Origin of the sequence: Kitasatospora sp. RG8 (assembly GCF_017813315.1) — a bacterium.
Lineage (GTDB): Bacteria > Actinomycetota > Actinomycetes > Streptomycetales > Streptomycetaceae > Kitasatospora.
In genome coordinates, this window is record NZ_JAGIYX010000046.1 from 25,772 (window position 1) to 50,758 (window position 24,987).

At 72.4% G+C, this 24,987-nt stretch carries 19 protein-coding genes and 2 pseudogenes; 12 read left to right on the forward strand and 9 right to left on the reverse strand.

From position 1 onward, the window contains the following. The first annotated feature begins 30 nt into the window (after positions 1-30). Positions 31-1,698 carry a fumarate hydratase gene (locus J5Y04_RS38430; protein WP_209417177.1) on the forward strand — a complete coding sequence of 556 codons (1,668 nt, stop codon included), beginning with the start codon at positions 31-33 and terminating at the stop codon, positions 1,696-1,698. Between the two features lie 127 nt (positions 1,699-1,825). Here the strand turns inward: J5Y04_RS38430 and J5Y04_RS38435 are convergent, their stop codons facing one another. Further along, positions 1,826-2,584 (reverse strand): GntR family transcriptional regulator, encoded by a 759-nt coding sequence (locus J5Y04_RS38435; RefSeq protein ID WP_209417178.1) that lies wholly within the window; start codon positions 2,582-2,584, stop codon positions 1,826-1,828. A 205-nt stretch (positions 2,585-2,789) separates the two neighbouring features. Here J5Y04_RS38435 and J5Y04_RS38440 point away from each other — a divergent pair, with 205 nt between their 5' ends. After that, positions 2,790-3,077 (forward strand): hypothetical protein, encoded by a 288-nt coding sequence (locus J5Y04_RS38440; protein ID WP_209417179.1) that lies wholly within the window; start codon positions 2,790-2,792, stop codon positions 3,075-3,077. Positions 3,078-3,090: 13 nt separating this feature from the next. Continuing rightward, positions 3,091-3,252, forward strand: a pseudogene (locus tag J5Y04_RS38445) (type II toxin-antitoxin system RelE/ParE family toxin); the annotation flags it as partial. Positions 3,253-3,422: 170 nt separating this feature from the next. On the opposite strand, the gene J5Y04_RS38450 reads toward J5Y04_RS38445, so the two are convergent. Next, positions 3,423-3,683 carry a hypothetical protein gene (locus J5Y04_RS38450; protein WP_209417180.1) on the reverse strand — a complete coding sequence of 87 codons (261 nt, stop codon included), beginning with the start codon at positions 3,681-3,683 and terminating at the stop codon, positions 3,423-3,425. A 215-nt stretch (positions 3,684-3,898) separates the two neighbouring features. Here J5Y04_RS38450 and J5Y04_RS38455 point away from each other — a divergent pair, with 215 nt between their 5' ends. The 3 genes from J5Y04_RS38455 (at position 3,899) to J5Y04_RS38465 (ending at position 10,180) form a co-directional block, all read left to right on the forward strand. After that, entirely contained in the window at positions 3,899-6,877 is a 2,979-nt protein-coding gene (locus tag J5Y04_RS38455) for an AfsR/SARP family transcriptional regulator (protein WP_209417181.1), read from the forward strand. Positions 6,878-7,578: 701 nt separating this feature from the next. Then, a complete protein-coding gene (locus J5Y04_RS38460; protein WP_209417199.1) occupies positions 7,579-8,280 on the forward strand; it encodes a class I SAM-dependent methyltransferase in 702 nt (233 codons plus the stop codon). 55 nt (positions 8,281-8,335) lie between these two features. Then, the gene (locus J5Y04_RS38465) at positions 8,336-10,180 is read left to right on the forward strand and encodes a SpoIIE family protein phosphatase (RefSeq protein WP_209417182.1); all 1,845 of its coding nucleotides are present in this window, start codon (positions 8,336-8,338) and stop codon (positions 10,178-10,180) included. A 120-nt stretch (positions 10,181-10,300) separates the two neighbouring features. Here the strand turns inward: J5Y04_RS38465 and J5Y04_RS38470 are convergent, their stop codons facing one another. Beyond that, positions 10,301-12,490, reverse strand: coding sequence for an MMPL family transporter (locus tag J5Y04_RS38470; protein WP_209417183.1), 2,190 nt, complete (start codon positions 12,488-12,490; stop codon positions 10,301-10,303). A gap of 156 nt (positions 12,491-12,646) precedes the next feature. On the opposite strand from J5Y04_RS38470, the gene J5Y04_RS38475 reads away from it, so the two are divergent. Further along, entirely contained in the window at positions 12,647-13,273 is a 627-nt protein-coding gene (locus tag J5Y04_RS38475; RefSeq protein ID WP_209417184.1) for a TetR/AcrR family transcriptional regulator, read from the forward strand. A gap of 81 nt (positions 13,274-13,354) precedes the next feature. Here the strand turns inward: J5Y04_RS38475 and J5Y04_RS38480 are convergent, their stop codons facing one another. Next, entirely contained in the window at positions 13,355-14,311 is a 957-nt protein-coding gene (locus tag J5Y04_RS38480; protein ID WP_307853524.1) for a LysR substrate-binding domain-containing protein, read from the reverse strand. A gap of 191 nt (positions 14,312-14,502) precedes the next feature. Between J5Y04_RS38480 and J5Y04_RS38485 the strand changes: the two genes are divergently transcribed. The 3 genes from J5Y04_RS38485 to J5Y04_RS38495 all read left to right on the forward strand — a co-directional run bounded on the left by J5Y04_RS38485 (position 14,503) and on the right by J5Y04_RS38495 (position 16,069). After that, positions 14,503-15,054 carry a peroxiredoxin gene (locus tag J5Y04_RS38485; protein WP_148643114.1) on the forward strand — a complete coding sequence of 184 codons (552 nt, stop codon included), beginning with the start codon at positions 14,503-14,505 and terminating at the stop codon, positions 15,052-15,054. Positions 15,055-15,059: 5 nt separating this feature from the next. After that, complete coding sequence (locus tag J5Y04_RS38490) at positions 15,060-15,602, forward strand: alkyl hydroperoxide reductase (protein ID WP_148643115.1); 543 nt, start codon at positions 15,060-15,062, stop codon at positions 15,600-15,602. Positions 15,603-15,739: 137 nt separating this feature from the next. Further along, positions 15,740-16,069: a hypothetical protein gene (locus tag J5Y04_RS38495; protein ID WP_209417185.1), complete on the forward strand. Its 330-nt coding sequence runs from the start codon at positions 15,740-15,742 to the stop codon at positions 16,067-16,069. On the opposite strand, the gene J5Y04_RS38500 is transcribed toward J5Y04_RS38495, so the two are convergent. The 4 genes from J5Y04_RS38500 to J5Y04_RS38515 form a co-directional block, all read right to left on the reverse strand. Then, entirely contained in the window at positions 16,070-17,512 is a 1,443-nt protein-coding gene (locus J5Y04_RS38500; protein ID WP_209417186.1) for an AI-2E family transporter, read from the reverse strand. A 484-nt stretch (positions 17,513-17,996) separates the two neighbouring features. Continuing rightward, positions 17,997-18,737: a transglycosylase SLT domain-containing protein gene (locus tag J5Y04_RS38505; RefSeq protein ID WP_307853525.1), complete on the reverse strand. Its 741-nt coding sequence runs from the start codon at positions 18,735-18,737 to the stop codon at positions 17,997-17,999. 447 nt (positions 18,738-19,184) lie between these two features. Further along, positions 19,185-20,519 (reverse strand): PhoH family protein, encoded by a 1,335-nt coding sequence (locus tag J5Y04_RS38510; protein WP_209417188.1) that lies wholly within the window; start codon positions 20,517-20,519, stop codon positions 19,185-19,187. A 416-nt stretch (positions 20,520-20,935) separates the two neighbouring features. Beyond that, the gene (locus J5Y04_RS38515) at positions 20,936-21,730 is read right to left on the reverse strand and encodes an isoprenyl transferase (protein WP_209417189.1); all 795 of its coding nucleotides are present in this window, start codon (positions 21,728-21,730) and stop codon (positions 20,936-20,938) included. Positions 21,731-22,136: 406 nt separating this feature from the next. Here J5Y04_RS38515 and J5Y04_RS38520 point away from each other — a divergent pair, with 406 nt between their 5' ends. Continuing rightward, entirely contained in the window at positions 22,137-23,753 is a 1,617-nt protein-coding gene (locus tag J5Y04_RS38520) for a chitinase (protein ID WP_209417190.1), read from the forward strand. Between the two features lie 189 nt (positions 23,754-23,942). Here J5Y04_RS38520 and J5Y04_RS38525 read toward each other — a convergent pair whose 3' ends face one another. Further along, complete coding sequence (locus J5Y04_RS38525) at positions 23,943-24,659, reverse strand: prepilin peptidase (protein WP_209417191.1); 717 nt, start codon at positions 24,657-24,659, stop codon at positions 23,943-23,945. Between the two features lie 135 nt (positions 24,660-24,794). On the opposite strand from J5Y04_RS38525, the pseudogene J5Y04_RS38530 reads away from it, so the two are divergent. Then, positions 24,795-24,987 (forward strand): annotated as a pseudogene (locus J5Y04_RS38530) (hypothetical protein); the annotation flags it as partial.

Here is a 24,987-nt window from a genome sequence, read left to right on the forward strand (position 1 = left end):
GGACACACTGGAAACCTAAGGACCGCCCCCATGGCTCCCACGCCAGACTTCGAGTACAGCGACCTCCTCCCCCTGGGCGCTGACCCGACCCCGTACCGCAAGCTGACCTCCGAGGGTGTCTCCACCTTCGAGGCCGGCGGTCGAACCTTCCTCCAGGTCGAGCCCGAGGCCCTGCGGCTGCTCACCGCCGAGGCGATGCACGACATCTCGCACTACCTCCGGCCCGCCCACCTCGCCCAGCTGCGCCGCATCCTGGACGACCCGGAGGCCAGCCCCAACGACCGCTTCGTCGCGCTGGACCTGCTGAAGAACGTCAACATCTCGGCCGGCGGCATCCTGCCGATGTGCCAGGACACCGGCACCGCGATCGTCATGGGCAAGCGCGGCCAGAACGTGCTGACGCAGGGCGGCGACGAGACCTCCATCGCGCACGGCGTGTACGACGCGTACACCAAGCTGAACCTGCGCTACTCGCAGATGGCCCCGGTCACCATGTGGGACGAGAAGAACACCGGCAACAACCTGCCGGCCCAGATCGAGCTGTACGCGACCGACGGCGACGCCTACAAGTTCCTCTTCATGGCCAAGGGCGGCGGCTCCGCCAACAAGTCGTACCTGTACCAGGAGACCAAGGCCATCCTGAACGAGGCGAGCATGCTCTCGTTCCTGGAGCAGAAGATCCGCTCGCTCGGCACCGCCGCCTGCCCGCCGTACCACCTGGCGATCGTGATCGGCGGCACCAGCGCCGAGTTCGCGCTGAAGACCGCCAAGTACGCCTCCGCGCACTACCTGGACCACCTGCCGACCGAGGGCAACGCCAAGACCGGGCACGGGTTCCGCGACCTGGAGCTGGAGGCCAAGGTCACCGAGCTCACCCAGAAGATCGGCATCGGCGCGCAGTTCGGCGGCAAGTACTTCTGCCACGACGTGCGCGTCGTCCGCCTGCCGCGCCACGGCGCATCGCTGCCGGTCGCGATGGCCGTCTCCTGCTCCGCCGACCGCCAGGCCCTGGGCAAGATCACTGCCGAGGGCGTCTTCCTGGAGCAGCTGGAGACCGACCCGGCGAAGTACCTGCCGGACACCACCGACGAGCACCTCGACGACGACGTGGTGCGCGTCGACCTCAACCAGCCGATGTCCTCGATCCGCGCCGAGCTGTCCAAGTACCCGGTCAAGACCCGGCTTTCGCTCACCGGCACCCTGGTCGTCGCCCGCGACATCGCGCACGCCAAGATCAAGGAGCGCCTGGACGCCGGCGAGGGCATGCCCAAGTACCTCCAGGACCACCCGGTCTACTACGCCGGCCCGGCCAAGACCCCCGAGGGCTACGCCTCCGGCTCCTTCGGCCCCACCACGGCCGGCCGGATGGACTCCTACGTCGACCAGTTCCAGGCGGCCGGGGGCTCGATGGTCATGCTGGCCAAGGGCAACCGCTCCAAGCAGGTGACCGACGCCTGCGCCGCGCACGGCGGCTTCTACCTCGGCTCCATCGGCGGCCCGGCGGCCCGGCTCGCCCAGGACTGCATCAAGAAGGTCGAGGTCCTGGAGTACGCCGAGCTGGGCATGGAGGCCGTCTGGCGCATCGAGGTCGAGGACTTCCCCGCGTTCATCGTGGTGGACGACAAGGGCAACGACTTCTTCCGCGAGACCACCGAGGGCCCGCTGATCACCAGCCTGCGGGTGCGCTCGAAGGAGTAGTCACCCCCGCCCCGTCGAACCGCCCCGGCCGCACCCCTGCGACCGGGGCGGTCCGGGTCCGGCCGACCGGCGGCCCGTCCGACGGCGCCGGGAGGCCCGTTCACGCGTCGAGCGCCGGGAGGCCCGTTCACGCGTCGAAGTCGTACTCCAGGACGTAGGACGCCGCGTCGAGCGTCATCTCGTTCAGCTCGACGACCTGGCCCTCGTCGGCGAAGGCCGTGCGGCAGATCAGGATCACCGGCGTGCCCGCCGAGAGCTCCAGCCGGGTGCTCTCCTCGGCGCTGGGCATGCGGGAGCGGACCTCCTCGCGGAAGTGCACCGGCTTCGCGCCGATCTCCGCCAGGCGCGCGTACGTCCCGCCCGGGCCGGTGTCCTCGCGGGTGATCGCCGTCCCCGCGACCAGGCCGGCCGGCAGGTAGGACGTCGACAGCAGCACCGGCTTGCCGTCCAGCACGAAGCGTCTGTGGCGCACGCACATCGGCGCGCCCGGGTCGGCCCCGAGCACCCGCGCCACGTGGTCCGGTGCCCCCTGCTCGGTGACCGAGACCTGGTCCACGACCAGCGTCCGACCGTCGATGTCCGCCGACCATATCGACCGGCCCGACCCCCACTGCCCCTGGGCGAGCCGCTGGATCCCGCGCCGGCGCAGCGGCCGGAAGTCGCGCACGAAGACCCCCGCGCCCCTGCGCGCCTCGGCGATGCCCTCGCTCTGCAGCACCCCGAGCGCCTGACGCGCGGTCATCCGGGCGACGCCGTACTCGTCCATGAGGTCGTTCTCGCCGGGGAGGCGGTCGCCGGCGCGGTACTCGCCGGCGTCGATGGCCGCCTTGAGCGTGTCGGCGATCCGCTGGTACTTGGGCTGTTTCTCGCCACTGCTGCCGACCATCGCGCTCTCCCTCTTCCTCGCCAGAAATCGTAGGCGCGACCACGCCCACCGGTAAGCCGATAGGACTGGTACGACCGTTGACATCTCTAGAGATATTAGCTTCTCTAGAGATGCTGGGTAGTCGCCGAGCAGAAACCGAGCCACGACAGCGACCAGGGCCGGCGCAGCCACCGCCACGCCCGTACCAGAGCAAGGGAGCACTGCGGTGAGCACCCGTAAGCGCGACTCCGCCCCGGCCTACCGGCCGCGCGTGGGCGAACTCGTCCTCGACACCAGGACCGGCCGCACCGGCGTCTACATGGACACCCTCGGCGGCGAGCACTACCTGCGCCCGACCGCCGGCGGCCGCGAGTGGACGGCCCGGCCCGACCAGGTCGGCCCGGCCCCGGACGACCCCGACCCCGACCCGGCCGACGACCCCCACGCCCGCCTGCACGCCCGGCTCGCCGCCCGCAACAGGAACTCCCGCCTCAACGAGAGCCAGGTGGCGTGAGGGGCGGGCGAACGAGTGGGACCCGTTCGGCTTCAACACGACCGCCCTGGTGGGCAGCCCCGGGTACCGTCGGCTCCGGGTCGGCGACCACCGGGTCGTCTACACGGTCGACAACGGGGTGCTGCTGATCCTCGTGATCCGGGTCGGACACCGCTCGACCGTCCATCGCAAATGAGCTCGGACAAATCCCGACGTACGGGTGAACCACTGCGAATCGCCGGACAGTTCGCCCTATGCAGCGGCTTCTCAGGTGATTCGACCGATCAGCGCCGTTTTCACATCAATGACGACGAATGCCCTGCGCCCCACGACTCGTGGGGCGCAGGGCACTGGTCCGGCGTGCGACTACGGGCGGCTGGCGATGATGCCCTGGGGCTCGTACGGCCCCTCCTGCGTGGTGGCCGGGGTGGCCGGCTCGACGATCCGGTCGGCCTCGCCACCGAAGAGGTCGTCCTCGAGGTCCGCCTTCTGGCCGGCGGTCGGCTCGGTGTACTCGGCCGGGTTCGAGGAGGCGGCCACCGCACCCTCGACAGCCTTGCCCGCCTCCACAGCGGCCTCCGTGGCCGGCGTGGTCGGCGCGGGGGTCTCGCTCTGGTTGTTGGCCATGGACGGCCGCCTTTCGGTCATCAAATGTCTTCAGCCCCACCGGCTTGGCGCGGGCGCGTCGCCAGTATCGTAGGGTTGATTAAATGTCCGATAAACATCGTGCGGCTTGCTGTGCCGTCCGGCAGAGTCGACCCTCCGCCTAAGCTGAGGCCACCACACGGCGGACCGCCGAGCGTCCTTCGCGAAATCGACACCACAGGCCATCGGGGGACTTCATGGAGTTTCGGGAGACGCCGCCCGCACCAGCGCTGCGCTTCCAGGTACTCGGTCCGGTCCAGGCATGGCTCGACGGCAAGTCGCTCGCGCTCGGCTCACCACAGCAACAGGCGGTCCTGACCGCGCTGCTCCTGCACTCCGGCCGGCCCGTCACCACTCAGGATCTTGTCGATGGGCTGTGGGGCGATCGCCCCCCGGCTCAGGCCATTGCCGCATTGCGGACATATATCTCCCGTCTGCGTGCAGTCATCGAGCCGCGGCGCGAAATTCGCCGACCGGCGGAACTGCTCATCTCGGTCAGTGACGGCTATGCACTTCGCATTCCGTCGGACGCCCTCGATGTGGCCGTCTTCGAGAACCGGACGTCGGAGGCCAGCGCGGCCCGCACGGCCGGGGACCTGCACGAGACGCACCGGCTTCTGGCGAGCGCGCTCGGCCTGTGGAGCGGCCGGGCTCTGACAGGTGTCCCGGGTCCGTACGCGGAGTCACAGCGGCTGCGCCTGGCCGAGCGCCACGTCACCGTCTCCGAGGAGCGGTGCGCGGCCGCCCTCGACATCGGCCTGCACGCCGAAATGGTCGGCGAACTCAGCTCGCTCACCGCCGAACACCCGCTCCGGGAGCGGCTGCGCGAGTTGCTGATGCTCGCGCTCTACCGCTGCGGCCGCCAGGCGGAGGCACTGGGCGTCTACACCGACACCCGGAAGCTCCTGATCGACGAGCTCGGTGTCGAGCCCGGCGCCGGCCTCTCCACCATGCACTCGCGCATCCTGGCCGCCGACCCGGCCCTGACGCTCCCCGCCGTCGCGGCGGTCAGCGGTCCGGCCCGGGAAGACCTCCCGGCCACGGTGACCCCGCCGGCCCAGCTGCCCGCCGACGTCTCGGACTTCAGCGGGCGCACCGATCTGGTGGCCGACCTCTCCTCCGTCCTGATGAACGCCACCGGCCAGGCCGTGGTCGTCACCTCGCTGGCGGGGATCGGCGGCGTGGGCAAGACCACCCTCGCCGTCCACGTCGCGCACCGGGTCCGCGCCGAGTTCCCGGACGGGCAGCTGTACGTCGACCTCCGCGGTGCCGGCGCCTCGCCCGCCGACCCTGCCGTGGTGCTCGGCGACTTCCTGCACGCGCTCGGCGTCACCGAGACCCCCGACTCGCTCGAACAGCGTGCGGCTCTCTACCGTTCGCTGCTCGCCAGCCGGCGGATGCTGATCCTCCTGGACAACGCCCAGGACGCACGGCAGATCCAGCCGCTCATCCCCGGGGTGTCCGGCTGCGCGGTGCTCGCGACCAGCCGGTCCCGGCTCGCCGGGATTCCCGGGGCCCACCTGGTGGACGTCGAGGAGCTGACCCCGGCGGAGGCGCTGGCGCTCTTCTCGGCCATCGTCGGCGAGCAGCGCGTGGCGGCCGAGCCCGAAGCGGCCATGGCCGTGGTCACGGCCTGCGGTTTCCTGCCGCTCGCGGTCCGGATCGCCGCCGCACGGCTGGCGAGCCGACCGCGCTGGAGCGTGTCCGACCTCGCCCGGCGGTTAGCCGATCAGCGGCGCCGTCTGGACGAGCTCCAGCTCGGCAACCTGGCGGTGGAGACCACCATCGGACTCGGCTACGGGCAGCTCTCCCCCGCCGAGGCCCGGGCCTTTCGACTGCTCTCCCTGATCGACTCCCCCGACCTCCCGCTCGCAGCCGTGACGGCCCTGCTGGGCGTCGACGAGGACTCCGCCGAGCAGCTGGCCGAGGCGCTCGTCGAGGCGAACATGCTGGAGTGCTTCGCACCGGGCCGCTACCGCTACCACGACCTGCTCCGGCTCTACGCACAGCGCCAGAACGAGCGGATCGGCGACGTCGAGGAACAGCACGCAGCCGTGCGGCGGCTGCTCGACCTGCTGCTGCCCACCGTGCGCAACGCGGCCCGGGCCATCGAGCCGGACGACCAGCTGCCCGAGCCCCTCAACGGCCTGAGCTCGCGCGGCCTGGACCTGTCGGCGAGCGAATCGGCGCGGGAGTGGCTCCGCAGCGAGATCGCGCTCCTGCTCAGCTCGGTCGAGGCCGCCGTCCACGGACCGAGCACGCTGCTGCGGCCCGCGGTCGACCTGCTGATCATCCTGGACAGCCTGGTCGAGGACCCGACCCACGGCCCGCGGGTGCGGTACATGCTGGAGATCGCCGACCGGAACGCCGAGGCGTACGGGGACTCCGCCGCGCTCGCCCGGGTGCACTTCGCCCTCGGAACCCTGCAGTCGATCACCAACGACTTCCAGAGTGCCGAGCGTTCGCTGCTGAAGAGCCTGCGCCTGCAGGACGCGGACGATGTGACCATCCTGCGTTCGGCCACCACCAACACCCTGGGCATCATCCTCAGCGTCGCCAACCGCTCCGCCGAGGCGCTCCCCTTCTTCGAACAGGCCCTCGCCATCAGCCGGGTGGTCGGCGCACCCATCGGTGAGGCGCGGTTGCTGGGCAACATCGCCCGGGCCCAGCTCGACGTCGGGGACGCGCAGTCCGCCGTGCGCTCCGCGACCGGCGCGGTCACCAGCGCACGAGCCTCGAAGAACGGTCCCTGCCTGGCCGACACCCTGTACCAGCTGGGCGTCGTCCTCTCCTCCGGCGGCTCACCCGGTACCGCCGTCGCGCACCTCCAGGAGGCGCACCGGCTCTACCGGTCCCAGCAGAACCGCCTCCGTGAGGGCTACACCTTGGCCCGGCTCGCCGTGAGTCTCCTCGCCGCCGGCCAGCACGCCGAGGCGGCCGAGGCGGCCGAGGAGTCCCTCGCCATCGGGCTGGAGATGGACTCCGCCTACTGCCAGGGCCTGGCCAATGCCGCGCTCGGCGAGGCGCTGCTCGGGCTCGCGCAGCCGGCGCGCGGGCTGGCGTGTCTCCAGGAGGCGCACGTCGTCTTCACGCGGCTCGGTGTGCCGGAGGCCTCCCCCGTGGCGGACCTCATCTCCCAACAGCACACCGAGCCCCTCTCTCCCCTCGCGCCTTGAGCCTCCGTCCCCCGACTGGAGGCTCCCCCCATTGAGCGTTGGATGCTCCCGCAGCCCCCCGGCTGCGGGAGCACCCTCAACGCTTCCCCGGCGCTGGACTCCACTGTGCACCGGACCGATTGACGTTCAATAAACGTCGGGTTGTCGGCCTGGCGCAGCGGAAAGTCCCAGGTCAGGACCGCAGTGCCAGCGAACCGTGCGGCGCGCGGCGCCCGGACGCACCACCCCGGCCCGCAACCCCGTGCTTCCGCAACCCGGGTCACAGCGCCCAACTGTCACGAGTTGGCCGGAAACGGACCCCATGACGGAGTGATCACGCATATTCTCAGATGCCAGTACACACATGAGTGCACTTATCCGGCAGAGCATCCGGAAACGGCGGCGCGGCGGCGTCCCCACGGTGCAGAGTGTCCCTGTGCACGGAGCCGTATCCGCGCACGGAACGTCTCTGCGCAGAGTGTCTGAGTGCAGTCGGGTGTCAGAGTGCAGTCAGTGTGACGCGGGGAGCGTGACGTACCGCCACCGGCAGCGGGCCGGCGAGGCAGCACGGGCGCCGGGACGAACGCGGCCCGGCCTCGTACGCCGAGTACAGCCGACCGGAGGCCCGGGTGGAAAGGTGCCTCTCAATCGTGACGACCGGACAGATATCCGACCCGTTCCCCCTCGACGAGGACGCGGACGGCGGCGACGAGCCCGACGTACTGCACCGGCGTGCCGAGCGCGCCCTGCAGGCGGTCGCCTTCGACACCATCGGCGCGGGCTACGCCGAGGCCTTCCCCGCCAAGGACGGCCAGCTCGCCTGCGGGCGCCGGCTGCTGGCACAGCTCGAACCGGGCGCCGCCGTGCTGGACGTCGGCTGCGGCACCGGCGACCCGACCGTCCGACAGCTGGCCGCCGCCGGAATGCGCGTCACCGGCGTGGACCTCTCGGACGTGATGCTCACGCTGGCACGCGGCACCGGGCAGCACGGCCCGTACCCGTACCCGCCCGAGTTCCACCGCATCGACATGTACGACCTGGCCACCGACCGGGCCGGCCACGCCTGGAACGTCCCGGCGCTCGGCCCAGCCGGGCACGGCGGGTTCGCCGCCGTCACCGCGTTCTTCTCCCTCATCCTGCTCCCCCAGGACGAGATCCCCGTCGTGCTCGCCCGGCTGCGCGAGCTCCTGCGGCCCGGCGGGCTGCTGGCGCTCGGTATGGTCGAGGCGGACCTGGATCACGTTCCACTCCCGTTCCTCGGACGGGAGCTGCGGATCAGCGGGTATCTGCGCGAGGATCTGGAACGGGTTCTGGTGGAGGCCGGGTTCGCCGTCGAGGATCGGTCGGGGTATTCGTACGCGCCGGCCAGCACCTCGCTGCCGCCGGAGGAGCAACTGTTCCTGCGCTGTCGACGCGTCGGCTGAGACCAGCGCACCCCGGAAACACCAGCACCCGACACCACTCCCAGGACAGGCAGCCGTGCGCGACCAGCTCAAACCCGAGGCCGGACAGCCGCCTGCCCTTCCGGGCCAACGCCGCCCGCCACCTCGCGAAACCGGTTCCGGTGAGGTCGCCGAGCGCCTCGCCCTCCTCGACCACGCCACCCGGCGGGTCAACAGCGCCCTCGACCTGGCGGCGACGCTGCGCAACATCTGCCGGGTGCTGGTGCCGACCCTCGCCGACGCCGCCATCGTCCACCTGCGCGACCCGCTGCCCAACGTCGAGCGCGAGCCCGGGTTCCCCGACGAGCTGCGGATCCACCACAGCCTGGGCACCCGGCTGGGCCGCCGCGGTCGGCCCACCGCCGGGGGCGACCACCGGGGGTCCCGGCACGGCAGCCGGTACGGCTCGCGCTCGACCGCCGACACCGGACCCGCCACGCCGGTCACCCGGGGCGGTGCGCTCGCCCACACCCTGCTCAGCCGCCGCCCCGCCGAGGCCGCCGTCCTCGGCACGGCGGGGCGGGCCGACGGGACGACCGACCGCGCCACCGAGCGGACCACCGAGCTGCTGCGCGAGCTGTACGGCGCCCGCGGGCTGGCCCGGCTCGGCGCCGGCAGCTCCGTGCTCGCCCTGCCGCTGCGCGGGCGCAAGGCCGTCCTGGGCCTGCTGGTGCTGATCCGCCGGCCGCCCGAGAAGACCGGCCGCCCCGGCTTCGACGCCGCCGACACCGCGACCGCCACCCACCTCACCACCCAGGCCGGCCTGGCCGTCGACACCGCGCTGCGGTACGCCCGCGAGTGGGAGATAGCCAACGAACTCCAGCGCAGCATGCTGCCGTTGCGCCTCCCCCAGCCGCACGGCGTCCGGCTCTCCCAGCGCTACCTGCCCGGCGAGCGCGGTGCCCAGGTCGGCGGCGACTGGTACGACGCCGTCCCGCTGCCCGGGAACCGGGTGGCGCTGATCGTCGGCGACGTGATGGGCCACTCGCTCACCTCTGCTGCCATCATGGGCCAACTCCGCACCAGCGCACAGACCCTGGCCGCACTCGACCTGCCGCCGCACGAGGTGCTGTACCACCTCGACGAGCAGGCCCAACGGCTCGGCCGCGAACAGCACCTGGCCACCTGCGTGTACGCGGTCTACGACCCGATCGCCAACCGGGTGGTGCTCGCCAACGCCGGACACGTGCCACCGGTGCTGGTCCGGCCGGACGGCACGGCCGAGTTGCTGGAGCTGGACTCGGGCGCGCCGATCGGCGTCGGTGGCGTCGACTTCTCCTCCGTCGAGCTGCCCGCCCCGCCCGGCTCCGCACTGCTGCTCTTCACCGACGGCCTGGTGGAGACCCGCAACCGTCCGATCAGCGACGGGCTGGAGCTGCTCCGGGCCCGGCTCGCCACCGTGCAGCCGCAGGCCCCCGAGCAGCTCTGCCAGGAGGCCCTGCGGATCCTGCCACCGGGCGACCGCGGCGACGACATCGCGCTGCTCGCCGCCTGCTTCGACGGCATCCCGGCCGGCGACGTCGCGCACTGGTACCTCCAGCCGCGCAACGAGACCCCGGGGCGGGCACGCCGGCTGGCCGCCCACACGCTGCGCCGCTGGGGGCTCGAAGGGCTCAGCGAGGCGACCGAGTTGATGGTCAGCGAGCTGGTCACCAACGCCGTCCAGCACGCCACCCGGCCGGTCACCCTGAGCCTGGTCCGCACCACCCGGCTGCGGTGCGAGGTCGGGGACGACAGCCCGCTGCTGCCGCGTCCGCGCCGCACCGGGCCGGAGGACGAACGCGGGCGCGGGCTGCAGATAGTGGCCCGCTGCGCCGAGCGCTGGGGCGCCACCCGGCTGGGCACCGGCAAGGTGGTCTGGTTCGAGCAACGGCTGCCGTGACGGGACGCGGCCCCCGGCGAGACCGCCGGGAGCCGCGCGAGTACCGCGAGTACCGCGGTGATGCGGTGATGCCGTGGTGCGGTGATGCGGTGATGGTGCGGCGGGCGGTGGGCGGTGGGCTCAGACCCGCTCGGGGGTCTTCACGGGCTCGGCGGAGGGCCGCTCCAGCCTGGCCATCAGCTGCTCGCCCTCCATGTCCACCCGCGGCACCACCTTCTCCAGGCTCTTCGGGAACCACCAGGCCGCCCGGCCGAACAGCGCCATCGCGGCCGGCACCAGCGCCATCCGCACCACGAAGGCGTCCACCAGCACGCCCACCGCCAGCGCGAAGCCGATCGGCTGGACGATCGGGTCGTGGCCGAAGACGAAGCTGCCGAACACCGACACCATGATCAGCGCCGCCGCCGTGACCACCCGCGCGCCGTTCTTCACCCCCGCGACCACCGCGTCCCGCGGCGCCATGCCGTGCACGTGGTGCTCCTTCATCCCGGAGACCAGGAACAGCTCGTAGTCCATCGCCAGCCCGAAGAGCACCCCGATCAGCAGGATCGGCACGAAGCTCACCACCGGGCCGACCTTGGGCACGTCGATCACCCCGTCCAGCCAGCCCCACTGGTAGACGGCGACGACGGCGCCGAGCGAGGCGGTGATGCTGAGCAGGAAGCCGGCCACCGCCTTCAGCGGCACCAGGATCGAGCGGAAGGCCAGGGCCAGCAGCACCACCGCGATGCCGACGATCACCGCGACGAACGGCGGCAGCGCGTCGCCGAGCTTGGCGGAGACGTCGATGTTGGCGGCGGTGGTGCCGGTGACGTCGATCCGCGCGCCCGTCGCGGCCCGGAGCCCGTCGCGCTGGTCCCTGATCTCGTTGACCAGCTGCCTGGTGTCGGCGTGGTCCGGACCGGTGCGCGGGATGACGGTCAGCAGCGTCGTCCGGCTGGGTCCGTCGACGGCCGGCGGCAGCAGCGTCTGCACGCCCTTCAGCGAGCCCAGCTTCGCCGCCACGCCCTGCACCGCCTGCTCCGGCTGCGCCGCGCCCTTGGCGTCGACGACCACCACCAGCGGCGCGTTGAAGCCTGGGCCGAAGCCGTCGCTGATCAGGTCGTACGCCTTGCGGGCATCGGTGCCGGCGGCCTGCGAGCCACCGCCGGGCAGGCCCAGGCTGAGGCTGGCCGCGGGCACGGCGAGGGCGGTCAGCGCGGTCAGCCCGGCGAGCAGGACGGCCAGCGGCCGGCGCACCACGAACGTCGCCCAGCGCTCGCCGAGGGTCGTCTTCCCCGACGGCCTCACCGCGCGCCGCCAGACCGGCAGCCGGTCGATGCCGCGGCCGGCGAAGCCGAGCAGCGCGGGCAGCAGGGTGATCGCGACGAGTACCGCCACCACCACGGCTCCGGAGGCGGCCAGGCCCATGACGGTCAGGAACGGCACGCCCGCGACGGCCAGCCCGGCGAGGGCGACGACCACGGTCAGGCCGGCGAAGACCACCGCGCTGCCGGCCGTCGCGTTGGCGCGGGCGGCGGCCTCGTCCGGCTCCAGCCCCTCGGCGAGGTGGCGGCGGTGCCGGGAGAGGATGAACAGCGCGTAGTCGATGCCGACGGCCAGGCCGACCATCAGCGCGAGCACCGGCGCGGTGCTGATGATCTCGAACGAGCCGGAGAGCGCGAGCAGCCCGGCCATCGCCACGCCGATGCCGACCAGGGCGGTCAGCAGCGGCAGCCCGGCGGCGACCAGTGACCCGAGGGTGATCACCAGCACCACCCCGGCCACCGCGAGCCCGACCGCCTCGCCCCCGTCGACCTGCGCCATCTTGTTGTACGCGTCGCCGCCGTAGGCCACGGTCAGCCCGGCCGCGCGGGCCGGCTCGGCGGCCGCCTTCACCGCGTCGCGCTGCTGCTCGGTGATATCGCCGAGCTTGTGGTCGAAGGAGACCAGGGCGATCGCGACCCGGCCGTCCGGCGAGACCGCGCCGGCGGCGTACGGGTCGGGCGCGGCGGAGACGCCCGGGGCGGTGGCGATCCGGCCGACCGCCTCGGTGACGGCCTTGGCGGCCTCCGGTGCGGTGATCCCGCCGGGGCCGCCGGCGGCGAAGACCACCTGCGCCGAGCCGTGGCCCTGCTCGGGGAAGGTGCCCTTGATCCGGTCCAGGGTGCTCTGCGCCTCGGTGCCGGGGACCTTGAACTCCTCGCTGGTCTTGCCGGCGAAGGCCCCGGCGGCGCCGCCGACCGCGATCAGCACCGCGATCCAGACGGCCAGCACGGCCCGCCTTCGCCGGAAGCAGTAGCGGCCCAGTCGGTAGAGGTATGTGGCCATGGGTGACCCCTCGGTCTGATCGGTCGGGCAGGCAGGTGCCTGAACAGGTCCCGGCCCACGGTACGCGCAAGTTGTTCAAGTGACAAAGTCGAGCGACAGGAGTGGGTGACCAATTCACTCGACCACGTTGCTTGACCATGGCGATACCCTGAGTCAATGGCCCACGTCCCCGCCTCCGAACGACGCCCGCAGCTGATCCGGGCCGCGATCGACCTCATGAGCCGCGAGGGCGTCGCCGCCGGCAGCACCCGTGCGATCGCGGCCGAGCTGGGCGTGGCACAGGCGACGGTGCACTACACCTTCGGCACCAAGAAGGACCTCTACCGGGCCGTGACCGAGCAGCTGATGGCCGACTTCATCGAGCAGGTGCACGCCGCCTCCCCCGGCGACGGGCCGTTCGGGGAGCAGGTTCGGACGCTGGTGCACGCGCTCTGGACCAGCACCGTCGCCGAACCGGGCCGGTGCATCCTGCTGGCCGAGGTCGAGACGCTGGCGATGCGCGACCCCGAGCTGCAGGAGATCATCCGCGAACTCCAGGGCGAGACCGAGCGGATCGCGGCAGCCATGCTCACCGCGCTCGCCGACGCGCACGGCCTGACGCTGGCCCAGCCCGCGCGCGAGGTCGCCATCCAGTTCCTGGCGGGCTTCGACGGCCTGTGCGGCCGTCATCTGGTACTCCGGGCCGACCACGCGGAGCCCGACGAGGAGGCACTGCGGGCCCTGGACCTGCTGGTCGCCACCACCGTCGGACTCTGCCTGGGCACGCCGGCCCAGGCGGCCTGAGCCCGGGCGGGCGGCACGCGCCCACCTCTGGACGGCCGCCCGCGCCCCGAACCGGGGCGGCCACGCGGGGGGCAGGCGCCGCTACGACCCGACGATCCGGACCGGCAGCTCCGCCAGCACCTCGCGCAGCGAAGCGGCGAAGCGGTCGTACTCGGCACTGCGGGCCGAACCCGGCCGGGTGGCGAGCCCGATCCGGCGGCCCGGCGCGGGGGCGGCGAAGCGGACGGCGGCCAGCCGGTCGGTGCGGCCCGCCTCGACGTCCAGCGCGGTGGCGGGCAGCAGGGTGACGCCGAGGCCCCCGGCGACCAGCTGGACCAGGGTGGAGAGGCCGGCCGCCCGGGTGGTGGAGCCGCCGGCCTGATCGGCGCCGACCTCGCGGCAGATGTCGAGGGCCTGGTCGCGCAGACAGTGCCCCTCCTCCAGCAGCAGCACGTCCAGGTCGAGCAGCACGTCCCGGGGGACGTCGACCCGCCCGGCGAGCGGGTGGTCGGGCGGGGTGACCAGGACGAAGTCCTCGTCGAACAGCGGGATGTCCCGGGTCGGCGAGCCGCCGCCGGCCGGCAGTGCGAGCAGCAGGACGTCGAGCCGTCCGCCGGCCAGCCCCTCCAGCAGCGAGGGCGTGCGCTCCTCGTGGACGTGCAGCTCCAGCTCGGGGTAGCGGTCGCGGACCAGGCGCAGCACGTCCGGCAGCAGGTACGGGGCGACGGTCGGGATGACGCCGAGGTGCAGCGGGCCGGTGAACGGCCGGCGGGCGGCCTCGACCTCCTCGGTGAGCGACTGCAGGGAAGCCAGCACCCGGCGCGCATGGTCGAGCACGCGCTCCCCCAATGGAGTGACGATCACCTTGCGCGTCGTACGCTCGACCAACTGCGCGCCGAGCGACTCCTCCAGCGCCGCGACCGCCCCCGACAGCGCCGGCTGACTGGTCCCGGTGGCCGCCGCCGCCTCCCGGAAGTGCCGGTGCTCGGCCACCGCGACGAAGGCCCTGAGCTGCGCGACCGTCGGCGTGCGCGGCCCGCGGACTGTGGCGCTTGCCACAGGGGTCTCGGGTTTGGACGCGACGGCCCTGCGGGGCCTGGGGCGGGAGGGGGGCGTGGGGATATTGATAGCTCTCTCCGATCAGACACATCGAGTCTAGCTATTTCCCTGATCAGTCCACGATGTGGAATCGTGGGACGTGTCCGCAATCCGGACAAACTCCCCTCAGTCTCACTTCAGGAGAAGCGAACGTGCTCACGATCGGTGACAAGTTCCCCGAGTTCGAACTCAACGCCTGCGTCGACCTGGACGCCGCGAACGCCTTCGCCGAGATCAACCACAAGTCCTACGAGGGCAAGTGGAAGATCGTCTTCTTCTGGCCGATGGACTTCACCTTCGTCTGCCCGACCGAGATCGCCGCGTTCGGCAAGCTGAACGAGGAGTTCGCCGACCGTGACGCCCAGATCCTCGGCGTCTCCGGCGACTCCGAGTTCGTGCACCACGCCTGGCGCAAGGACCACAAGGACCTGCGCGACCTGCCGTTCCCGATGCTGGCCGACGTCAAGCACGACCTGATGCGCGCCTGCGGCGTCGAGGCCGCCGACGGCACCGCCCAGCGCGCGGTGTTCATCGTCGACCCGAACAACGAGATCCAGTTCGTCATGGTGACCGCCGGCTCCGTCGGCCGTAACCCCAAGGAGGTCCTGCGGGTGCTCGACGCCCTGCAGACCGACGAGCTGTGCCCGTGCAACTGGACCAAGGGCGAGGACACCCTCGACGCCCAGGCCCTGCTGGCGGGCTGACCACCATGGCCCTCGACGACCTGAAGTCCGCCCTCCCGGACTACGCCAAGGACCTCAAGCTCAACCTGAGCGCGGTCATCGGCAACTCCGACCTCCCCGCCCAGCAGCTCTGGGGCACCGTGCTCTCCTGCGCGATGGCCACCCGCAGCGCCGCGGTGCTGCGTGAGCTGGAGCCCGAGGCCAAGGCCAACCTCTCCCCGGAGGCGTACAACGCCGCCAAGGGCGCGGCCGCGATCATGGGGATGAACAACGTCTACTACCGGACCACGCACCTGCTCTCCGACAAGGAGTACAGCAGCATGCGGGCCGGCCTGCGGATGAACATCATCGGCACTCCGGGCGTCGAGAAGATCGACTTCGAGCTCTGGTGCTTCGCGGTCTCCGCCATCAACGGCTGCGGCCAGTGCCTCGACTCGCACGAGGCCGTGCTCCGCAAGGCCGGCGTCGAGCGCGAGGTCATCCAGACCTCGATCAAGATCGCCGCCGTGCTCCAGGCCGTCGCCGGCGTCCTCGACTCCGAGGCCGCCCTGGCCACCGTCACCGTCTGACGGGCCCGGACCACACCCAGCGGGCCCCGGCCCGGACCCAACGGTCCGGACCGGGGCCCGTCGGCGTTTTGCGCCGGAACCGTGCCGGCCCGGTGCGGCGTCCTGGGAGAGGAAGATCAACTCTGGGGGGACGACGCATGGCCGATCTCAGGCAACCGCCACCGCACTCGGTCTGGCCGACCGTTGCGCTGATCACCTGGGGCCTGGTCACGATCACGGTCGCCGGGTGGCTGGCGATCACCATCGCGGTGGCCGGCTTCGGCGACGGCGGATACTCCGTCGCGTTGGCGCTGTCCCCGCTGGCCGGCCCGCTGCTCGCCGGGCTCTGCGCATGGGCGGTGATGGCCCTCACCCCCGCCCGCGACTGGGCCCGGGTGGTGCGGATCGCCCTGACCGGTCAGGCGGCCCTGTTGGGCGCCGTGGCCGCGCCGGTGCTCCCCTACCTCGGCATCGCCGCTCTCGCCTAGCTAGTCGACGGCCGGCGCCGGGGCCGGGGCCTCGGCGTGCCCCGCCCGCGCCACGGCGGCCTCACGAGCCGCTTCGAGGGCGGTGAAGACGGCCTGGCCGGCCTCGTTGCGGCGGCGCAGGTGGGTGACCACGGTGTTGGTGACCGCGATCAGCGGGACGGCGACGATGGCGCCGCCGATGCCGCCGATGATGGAGCCGGCGGCCACACCGAGGACCACGCCCAGCGGGTGGACGCGGACGGCCCGACCGAGGATCAGCGGCTGCAGGATGTGGCCCTCCAGCTGCTGGACGGCGACCAGCACCACCAGCACCATCAGCGCGGTCCACGGGGTCGTGGTGACCAGCGCGATCAGGACCGCGACCGTCCCGGTGACCAGCGCGCCGACCAGCGGGACGAAGGCGCCCAGGAAGATGATCACCGCGAGCGGCAGCGCCATCGGCACGCCGAGCAGCTGGATGCCTATGCCGATGCAGACCGCGTCGATGAAGGCCACGCAGACGGTGCCGCGGACGTACGCGGTGAGGGTCGCCCAGGCCTTGGGTCCGGCCCCGGCCATCGCGTAGCGGGAGTGCCGGGGCAGGCCGCGCAGCGCCCAGTTCCAGATCCGCTCGCCGTCGTAGAGGAAGAAGAAGGTGGTGAAGAAAGCGAGCAGCACGGCGGTGAGCACCTCGACGGCGATCTGCGCGCCGGTGAGGCTGGCCGAGGTGATCTGCTCGGTGTTGGTGCTGATCGCCTTGGTGATCTGGTTGGCGAAGTCGGTGATCTGCTGCTGGGTCAGGTGCAGCGGGCCGGTGATCAGCCAGTCCCGGAGCTGGTCGACACCCGCCTGGACCTTGGTGGTGACGGTGGACAGGTTGGTGGTCACCTGCCAGACGACGAACCAGCCGACCAGGCCGATCCCGGCCAGGCCGCTCATGAACACCCCGCCGGCGGCCAGCGAGCGCGGTACGCCGTGCCGGCGCAGCCAGGAGACGCTGGGCTCCAGCAGCGCGGAGATCAGGAGCGAGGCCAGGACGGCGAACGCCACCAGCCGCAGCATGTCGACGACCGTGAAGACGACGTAGAGCGCGGCGCCGAGCAGCAGCAGCCGCCAGGTCGACTCGGCGGCCACCCGCAGGCCCCACGGCACGGCCTCGGCCGGGGTGGCGGGCCGTCCGGGGTGGAGTTCGCGGCCGAACGCCCCGTGGGTGGGCAGCGCCGCCGGAGCCGGCGCTGCGTGCGCCGCGGAGGCGGCCCGTGCCGGAGTGGCGGCCTCCTCGCGGGGCGACGGCAGTGCGGCCGGTACGGCCGCCGGCGCGGGCATCGGCGGCACCTCGATCGGCGGCTCGTGGAAGTCGGCCGCGATCGCGGCGCGCCGACGCCGTTCGATCACGGCGACCGCACTTGCCACCACGGCCGCCCCCTTGGCCATGGCCTTGAAGGCCTTCCCGCCCCGTGCCATCGTCACTACCACCGCTCACCGCTGGGCCGCCGTGCCCGGCGGTACGCCGTGTCCCGCCACGGCCGTCAGGAATGAAACTACCCGCCCGGTGCGCGGCGAGTTCGGCGGGCGGCCCGGTTGGCCGCGGCCGGTACCGGTGCGAACGACCGAAGCGGCCCCGCAGTACGGCCCCGTACCGGGACAAAGCGGCCTGATCCGGTGGGTTTCAGGCGTCGGACAGCGGGGAGGAGTCCGGACGAGAACCGGAGCCATCTGTCGGCGGACCGGCCGGTGCAGGAAGCAACCAGGACCCCTTCCCGCGCCCCGCGTCCGCACCCAGGACCGCACCGCCCGCGAGCGCACTGGTCAGCGCAGCCCGGGCGGCGCGGCCCGCCCGCGCCGGAGCACGGGAACGCGACGCAGCCCCCGGCCGCGGATCGAGCGGTCGGGGGCTGCGTCGGACAGCGGTCGCGGTAGCGGATCTCCGCTACCGGCTACCGGCGTTCTAGTACCACTGGTGCGACTGCCAGAACGACCAGGCGCCACAGGGGCTGCCGTAGCGGCTGTTCATGTAGTTCAGGCCCCACTGGATCTGCGTCGCCGGGTTGGTGCGCCAGTCGGCGCCCACCGAGGACATCTTGGAGCCGGGCAGCGCCTGGACCAGGCCGTAGGCGCCGGAGCTCTTGTTGGTGGCGGTGTAGTCCCAACCGCTCTCGCGCTTCACGATCTGACTGAAGCACTGGAACTGGGCGTCGTTGCCGACGATCTGCTGGGCGAGCGCCTGGACCGAGCCCGGGCTGACCGAGACCGGCGGGGCCGACGTGTCGGTGGCGGCCATCGCCGAGCGGGCCTTGGAGCGGTTGGCAGCGGCCTCGTCGGCCTTGCGCTTCTCCTCGGCGGCCTTGGCGGCCTTCTCCGCATCGGCCTTCGCCTGCGCGTCGGCCTTGGCCTGTGCGTCGGCGGCGGCCTTCTGGCGCGCGGCCTCCTCGGCAGCCTTCTGCTCTGCCGCGGCCTTGGCGGCGGCGTCGGCGGCGGCCTGCTGGGCGGAGGCCTGGGTGCCGATGTTGTCGCTGATGGTCTGCGCCTGGGCGCCAGAGGGGACTTCGGCAAGCAGGGTCGCGCCGGCGACATCGACCGTCTGCGTCGTCTTGCCCTCGCTGCCCGAGGCCATACCAACGACGGCACCGACAGCGGTGACGGCGGTGGCGGAGGCCACAGCAACTCCCCGGACCGAGATCCGAGTCACATGGATTCCTTCCAGCATCGCCCACGCGTGACCGTGCGGACGCAACATGCCCCTTGGCACTGCCCTCCGTACGGTGCTGGTCACGGGAGGTACTGACCCGGCGCCGGCCGAGGTGAGGCGACCAGGCGTTTAAATCGGGCGGCGTACGGCTCATCGGTGTTCAATTGTGCGTCCACCTACCGGAGTTGGCGGACCATCCGGACCTGACCACCGGTTGCCCGGAAGCCCTGTCGCGCCGTACGCGGGGCCTGACAGAACCCTCACCATGCCGCACCGGGCACTGTCGACGCAATTCCCAGTTGCGTGGCGCATCTCACATTCACCGCACCGGAGTTCTCCGGACAGAAAGCACTCGATGTGATGAAAGGGACGGGGGCCCGCCCCGTCAGGAGCGGGCCCCACGCCCGGAATTGACCGTATTGTCCGACTATGTCCCGGTCGGACGGATCACGGCTGGATGTCCTCCAGCATCTCCGTGACCAGCGCCGCGATCGGCGAACGCTCGGACCGGGTGAGCGTGATGTGCGCGAACAGCGGATGCCCCTTCAGCTTCTCCACCACCGCCACCACGCCGTCGTACCGGCCGACCCGGAGGTTGTCCCGCTGTGCCACGTCGTGGGTGAGCACCACCCGCGAGCCCTGGCCGATCCGGGACAGCACCGTCAGCAGGACGTTGCGCTCCAGCGACTGCGCCTCGTCCACGATCACGAAGGCGTCGTGCAGCGAGCGCCCGCGGATGTGGGTCAGCGGCAGGACCTCCAGCATCCCCCGCGAGATGACCTCCTCGATCACGTCCGGCGTGGTGACGGCGGAGAGGGTGTCGAAGACCGCCTGCGCCCAGGGGCTCATCTTCTCCGTCTCGGAGCCCGGCAGGTAGCCGAGCTCCTGGCCGCCGACCGCGTACAGCGGCCGGAAGACCATCACCTTGCGGTGCTGCCCCCGCTCCAGCACCGCCTCCAGCCCGGCACAGAGGGCCAGCGCGGACTTCCCGGTACCGGCCCGCCCGCCCATCGAGACGATGCCCACCTCCGGGTCGAGCAGCAGGTCCAGCGCGACCCGCTGCTCGGCGCTGCGCCCGCGCAGGCCGAACGCCTCGCGCTCACCGCGCACCAGCCGGACCCTGCCGTCACCGGTGACGCGGCCGAGCGCACGGCCCCGCTCGGAGCTGAGCACCAGTCCGGTGTGGACGGGCAGCTCGGCGGCCCCCTCGATGTCCACCGCTGCGTCGTGGCCGGCCGCGAACAACGCGTCCACGTCGTCGGCCGGGACGTGCAGTTCGGACATGCCCGTCCAGCCCGAGGTGACCGCCAGCTCGGCCCGGTACTCCTCGGCGAGCAGGCCGACCGAGCTGGCCTTGATCCGCAGCGGGAGGTCCTTGGAGACGACGGTGACGTCGTACCCCTCGGCCTGAAGGTTGCGGGCGACCGCCAGGATCCGGGTGTCCGCCTCGCCGCCGCCGGCCCGGTAGCCGACCGGCAGTATCGACAGGTCGGAGTGGTTGAGCTCGACCCGGATGGTGCCGCCGAGTTCGCCGACCGGGATCGGCTCGTCGAGCCGGCCGAACCGGATGCGGTAGTCGTCGAGCAGTCGCAGCGCCTGCCGGGCGAAGTAGCCCAGCTCCGGATGGTGCCGCTTGGCCTCCAGCTCGGTGACCACGACCACCGGCAGGACGACCTCGTGCTCCTCGAAGCGGGTCATGGCGAGCGGGTCCGCCAGGAGCACGCTGGTGTCGAGAACGTACGTGCGCCGGTCTGGTGTCCGGCGGCTCTTGGAACTGACCACTAGGCCTCCAGGGCGGATGACCCTGCGTCATCCGCGGCAAGCCGGCCCCCGCTGCCCCGGTGGCCTCGGGGCCGGTCTGACCGGAGTATTCCCAGGCGAGGGGCGGTGCATTCGCGTCCTCGGCGAACTGACGGATCATTGCCGGTGAACGTTTGGCCTCGCCCCGGGCCCGGGTAGGCCAGCTCCTACGGGGCAGTCGCGCGGCGGCCCGGCGAATCGGCGCCCGGCCCGACGGCGCGGTGCCCCGGCCCGACGGCACGGCGACCGGCCGGCGGCTCCCGCGAAGGCCCGGAGGACGGGGCACGTCCAGAGCGCGGTCGGGCCAGGGTCACGCCGGAGCCGAGCCGGGGTCACGCCAGGGCCGGGCCAGGGTCACACCGGAGCCGAGCCGGGGTCACGCCAGGGCCGCGGCAGGGTCAGAGCCCCATCCGCCGGTGCCGCTCCTCGTACGCGCGCAGCGCCCGCAGGAAGTCGACCTTGCGGAAGGCCGGCCAGTACGCCTCGCAGAAGTAGAACTCGCTGTGCGCGCTCTGCCAGAGCAGGAAGCCGGAGAGCCGCTGCTCGCCCGAGGTGCGGATGACCAGGTCCGGATCGGGCTGGCCCTTGGTGTAGAGGTGCTCGGCGATGTGCTCGACGTCGAGGATCTCGGCCAGCTCCTCGATCGAGGTGCCGCGCCCGGCGTGCTCCTGGAGCAGCGAGCGGACGGCGTCGGCGATCTCGTGCCGGCCGCCGTAGCCGACCGCCACGTTGACGGTGATGCCCTCGATCCCGGCGGTCTCCTCGGCGGCCCGCTTGAGCACGTCCGCGGTGTGCTGCGGCAGGAGGTCGAGCGCGCCGACCGGGTTGACCTTCCAGCGGCGGGCGGCGGCCAGGCCGGTGACGGCGTCCTCGATGATGCCGAGCAGCGGGACCAGCTCGTCCGCCGGCCGGGAGAGGTTGTCGGTGGAGAGCATCCAGAGCGTGACGACCTTGACGTGCGTCTCGTCGCACCAGCCCAGGAACTCGCTGATCTTGTCGGCGCCGCGCTGGTGGCCGTAGGCGGTGGAACCGCCGGTCGCCTTGGCCCAACGGCGGTTGCCGTCGAGGATCACGCCGATGTGGTGCGGGGTGCGGGCGAGGTGGACCTCGACCCGGCGCCCGTAGAGGCCGTACATACCGTCCAGCAGGGTGCGCAGACCCGGCGTGCGTTCGACGACATCGCGCAGACCCATGGTTTTCGGCCCCTCCGTAACTCTTCACCGGGGTGCGTCACAACCCCCGGCGCAGCCTACTCCCGCGCGGACGCGCTGGGTAAAGCCGCAGGTAGCGGTCCGGTCACGGTCCTGTGCTGAGCCTGTTGCGACCGGCGCGGCGAGGGTGGCCGGAAGGCGCCCGCCGGAACGCCGGGCGGCCGCCGGGTCGACGGCTACGGAACGGTATCCGATTCCTTAAGGAATCCGTAAGCCGACGATCGATGCTTGACGACCGCCAATGGTCTAGTCCAGCTTTTGACCCAGGGCGGAACAAGCACCGAACCGCCGCCCCACCCGAGGCAGTACTGCGGACCTCCCCTCCCCCACACGCGGCCGCCGCGCCCCCCACCGCGGCGGCCGCTCCTCCCCCCAGGAGCGCACCTCCATGGCCCGTACGCTGAACCAGCCCGCGCACAAGCGCCGGCGCAGCACCCTTCCGGCCCTCGCCGCCGGCGCCACCGCCCTCGCCCTCGCCGGCAGCGGTCTGGCCCTCTTCGCCGGCGGCGCCAACGCGGCCGCCGGGAACCTGGTCGCCAACGGCGGCTTCGACTCCGGCTCACTCGCCGGCTGGTCGTGCACCGGAGCCGCCACCACCGTCTCCACCCCGGTCCACTCCGGCAGCGGCGCGCTCCAGGCCACCCCGGGCGCCGGGGACACCGCCGAGTGCACCCAGACCGTCAGCGTGCTGCCCAACACCAGCTACAGCCTGAGCGCCTGGGTCCAGGGCCCGTACGTCTACCTCGGCGCGCGCGGCACCGGCGGCACCGACCCGAGCTCGTGGTCCAACCAGAGCAGCTGGAACCAGCTCTCCTCCACCTTCACCACCGGCGCCAACGTCACCAGCATCACGCTGTACCTGCACGGCTGGTACGGCCAGAGCGCCTACCTCGCGGACGACGTCGTGCTGAGCGGCCCGGGCGGCACATCCACCCCGAGCCCGACCGCGACGCCCACCCCCACCGCGACCGCCACGGCCACCGCCTCGCCGACCGCGACCGCCTCCCCCACGGCCACCGCGACCCCGACGGCGACCGCCACCCCGACCCAGACCGCGACGCCGACCCCCACGGCCACCGCGACCAGCACCCAGCCGCCCGTCACCGGCCTGCCCAAGCACGTGGTGACCGGCTACTGGCACAACTTCGACAACGGCGCGACCGTCCAGAAGCTCGGCGACGTCCAGAGCGCGTACGACATCATCGCGGTCTCCTTCGCCGACGCCGTGCCGACCAGGACCGGCGCGATCAGCTTCACGCTCGACCCGGCGCTCTCCAAGGCCCTCGGCGGCTACACCGACGCGCAGTTCCGCGCCGACCTGAACGCGAAGCGCGCGGCCGGCAAGAAGGTCATCCTCTCCATCGGCGGCCAGAACGGCGCGATCAGCGTCAACGACGCCGCCGCCGCACAGGCCTTCGTCGACACGGCCTACGCGATCATCAAGGACTACGGCTTCGACGGCATCGACGTCGACCTGGAGAACGGCGTCAACGCGACGTACCTCGGCAACGCGCTGCACAGCCTCCAGGCCAAGGTCGGCCCGAACTTCATCCTGACGATGGCCCCGGAGACCATCGGGATGTACAGCACCGCCGGTGCCTACTTCCAGCTGGCGCTGAACACCAAGGACATCCTGACCGTCGTCAACACCCAGTTCTACAACTCGGGCGGCATGAACGGCTGCGACGGCAAGGTCTACAACCAGGGCACCATCGACTTCATCACCTCGCAGGTCTGCACCCACATCCAGGGCGGCCTGCGGCCCGACCAGGTCGGCATCGGCGTCCCGGCGTCCAGCAAGGCGGCCGGCGGCGGCTACGTCTCGCCGACCGTGGTGAACAACGCGCTCGACTGCCTGGCCACCGGCAAGAACTGCGGCAGCTTCGTCCCGCCGGCCAAGTGGCCCACCATCCGCGGCGCGATGACCTGGTCCACCAACTGGGACGCCAACAACGGGAACGCGTTCTCCAACGCGGTCGGCCCGTTCGTCCACCAGATGCCGTAACTCCCCCGGCCCGTCGCCGGACTCCCGCCGTCCGCCCCGGGGGCGGGCCGGAGTCCCGTGACGGGCCACGGCGCGGCGCCCCTTGAGGGTGGGGCCTGCGCGCCGTGGACGGGCCCGTCGTACCCGACCGGTACGACGGGCCCGTTCGCGTTCTCCGCGCCCACACCGTTGCTCGCACCCGCACCCGGCCTACTGCAGCAGCACCGTGGCCAGCGTGCCGAGCAGCAGGAACGGGCCCATCGGCAGTTCCAGCCCGCGCACCGGGCGCCGCCGGACCAGGGCCGCGACGGCCCTGACCACCCCCCAGAGCCCGGCGAGCGCCATGGCCACGAACAGCCCGGTGAAGGCGGCGGCCCAGCCGTACCGGCCGAGCAACGCGCCGAGGCCGAGCGCCAGTACGGTGTCCCCCTCGCCCATCAGGCCGAACCAGGAGGGCAGTTCGAAGAGCGCGGCGGCGGCCAGCGCCACCAGCAGGCAGCGCAGCAGCGCGCCCGGGCGGCCGTCCGCCAGCTCCAGCACCACCAGCAGCAGCGCCAGACCGGCCGTCAGCGTCCAGCTCAGCGGGTACGGCAGCCGGTGCACCCGGGCGTCGGTGAAGCCGAGCACCACGCCGGGCCCGGCCGCCCAGAGCAGGAGCAGGGCGTCACCCGGGTGGGCCGCACTCAGTGCGGCCGCGGCCGCGGCGGCGGTGACCGCCTCCACCAGCCAGGCCCGCGGGCCGCCCAGCCGTTCCCGGCAGCCCGGGCAGCGCCCGGTCGGCGGCAGTCCGCGCAACTCCCTTGCGCAGGACGGACATGCGGTGCACCACGGCTCTCCCTCGGGCACCGCGTACCGCAGCACCAGCCCGCGCAGCGCCGGCGCCACCAGCAGGCCCGCCAGCACCGCTCCGAGTACGGCGACGACCACGGCAACCCCTCCCGCCCCACCCGGCTTTCCCCGCCCCGGGAACCGACCCGCTATTGTCCTCGTCCGAGCCAGAGGCGGCGCCCGGACCTGATCCGGAGCGCCGCATCGACGACATCATCCAACGGGGAACACATCTTGACGAACACCCAGAAGGTCCTGCGCGCCGGTCTCCCGGTCGCGGCGCTCGCGATGCTGCTGACGGCCTGTGGGCCGGACAACGCCGATCCGGCCGACCCGGCCGCGGCGGGCGCCGGCGGCGCGGGCACCACCGCCACGGCGGCGGCCAGCTCCGCGGCGGCGGCGACCGGCGGCACGGCCGGCACCGGCG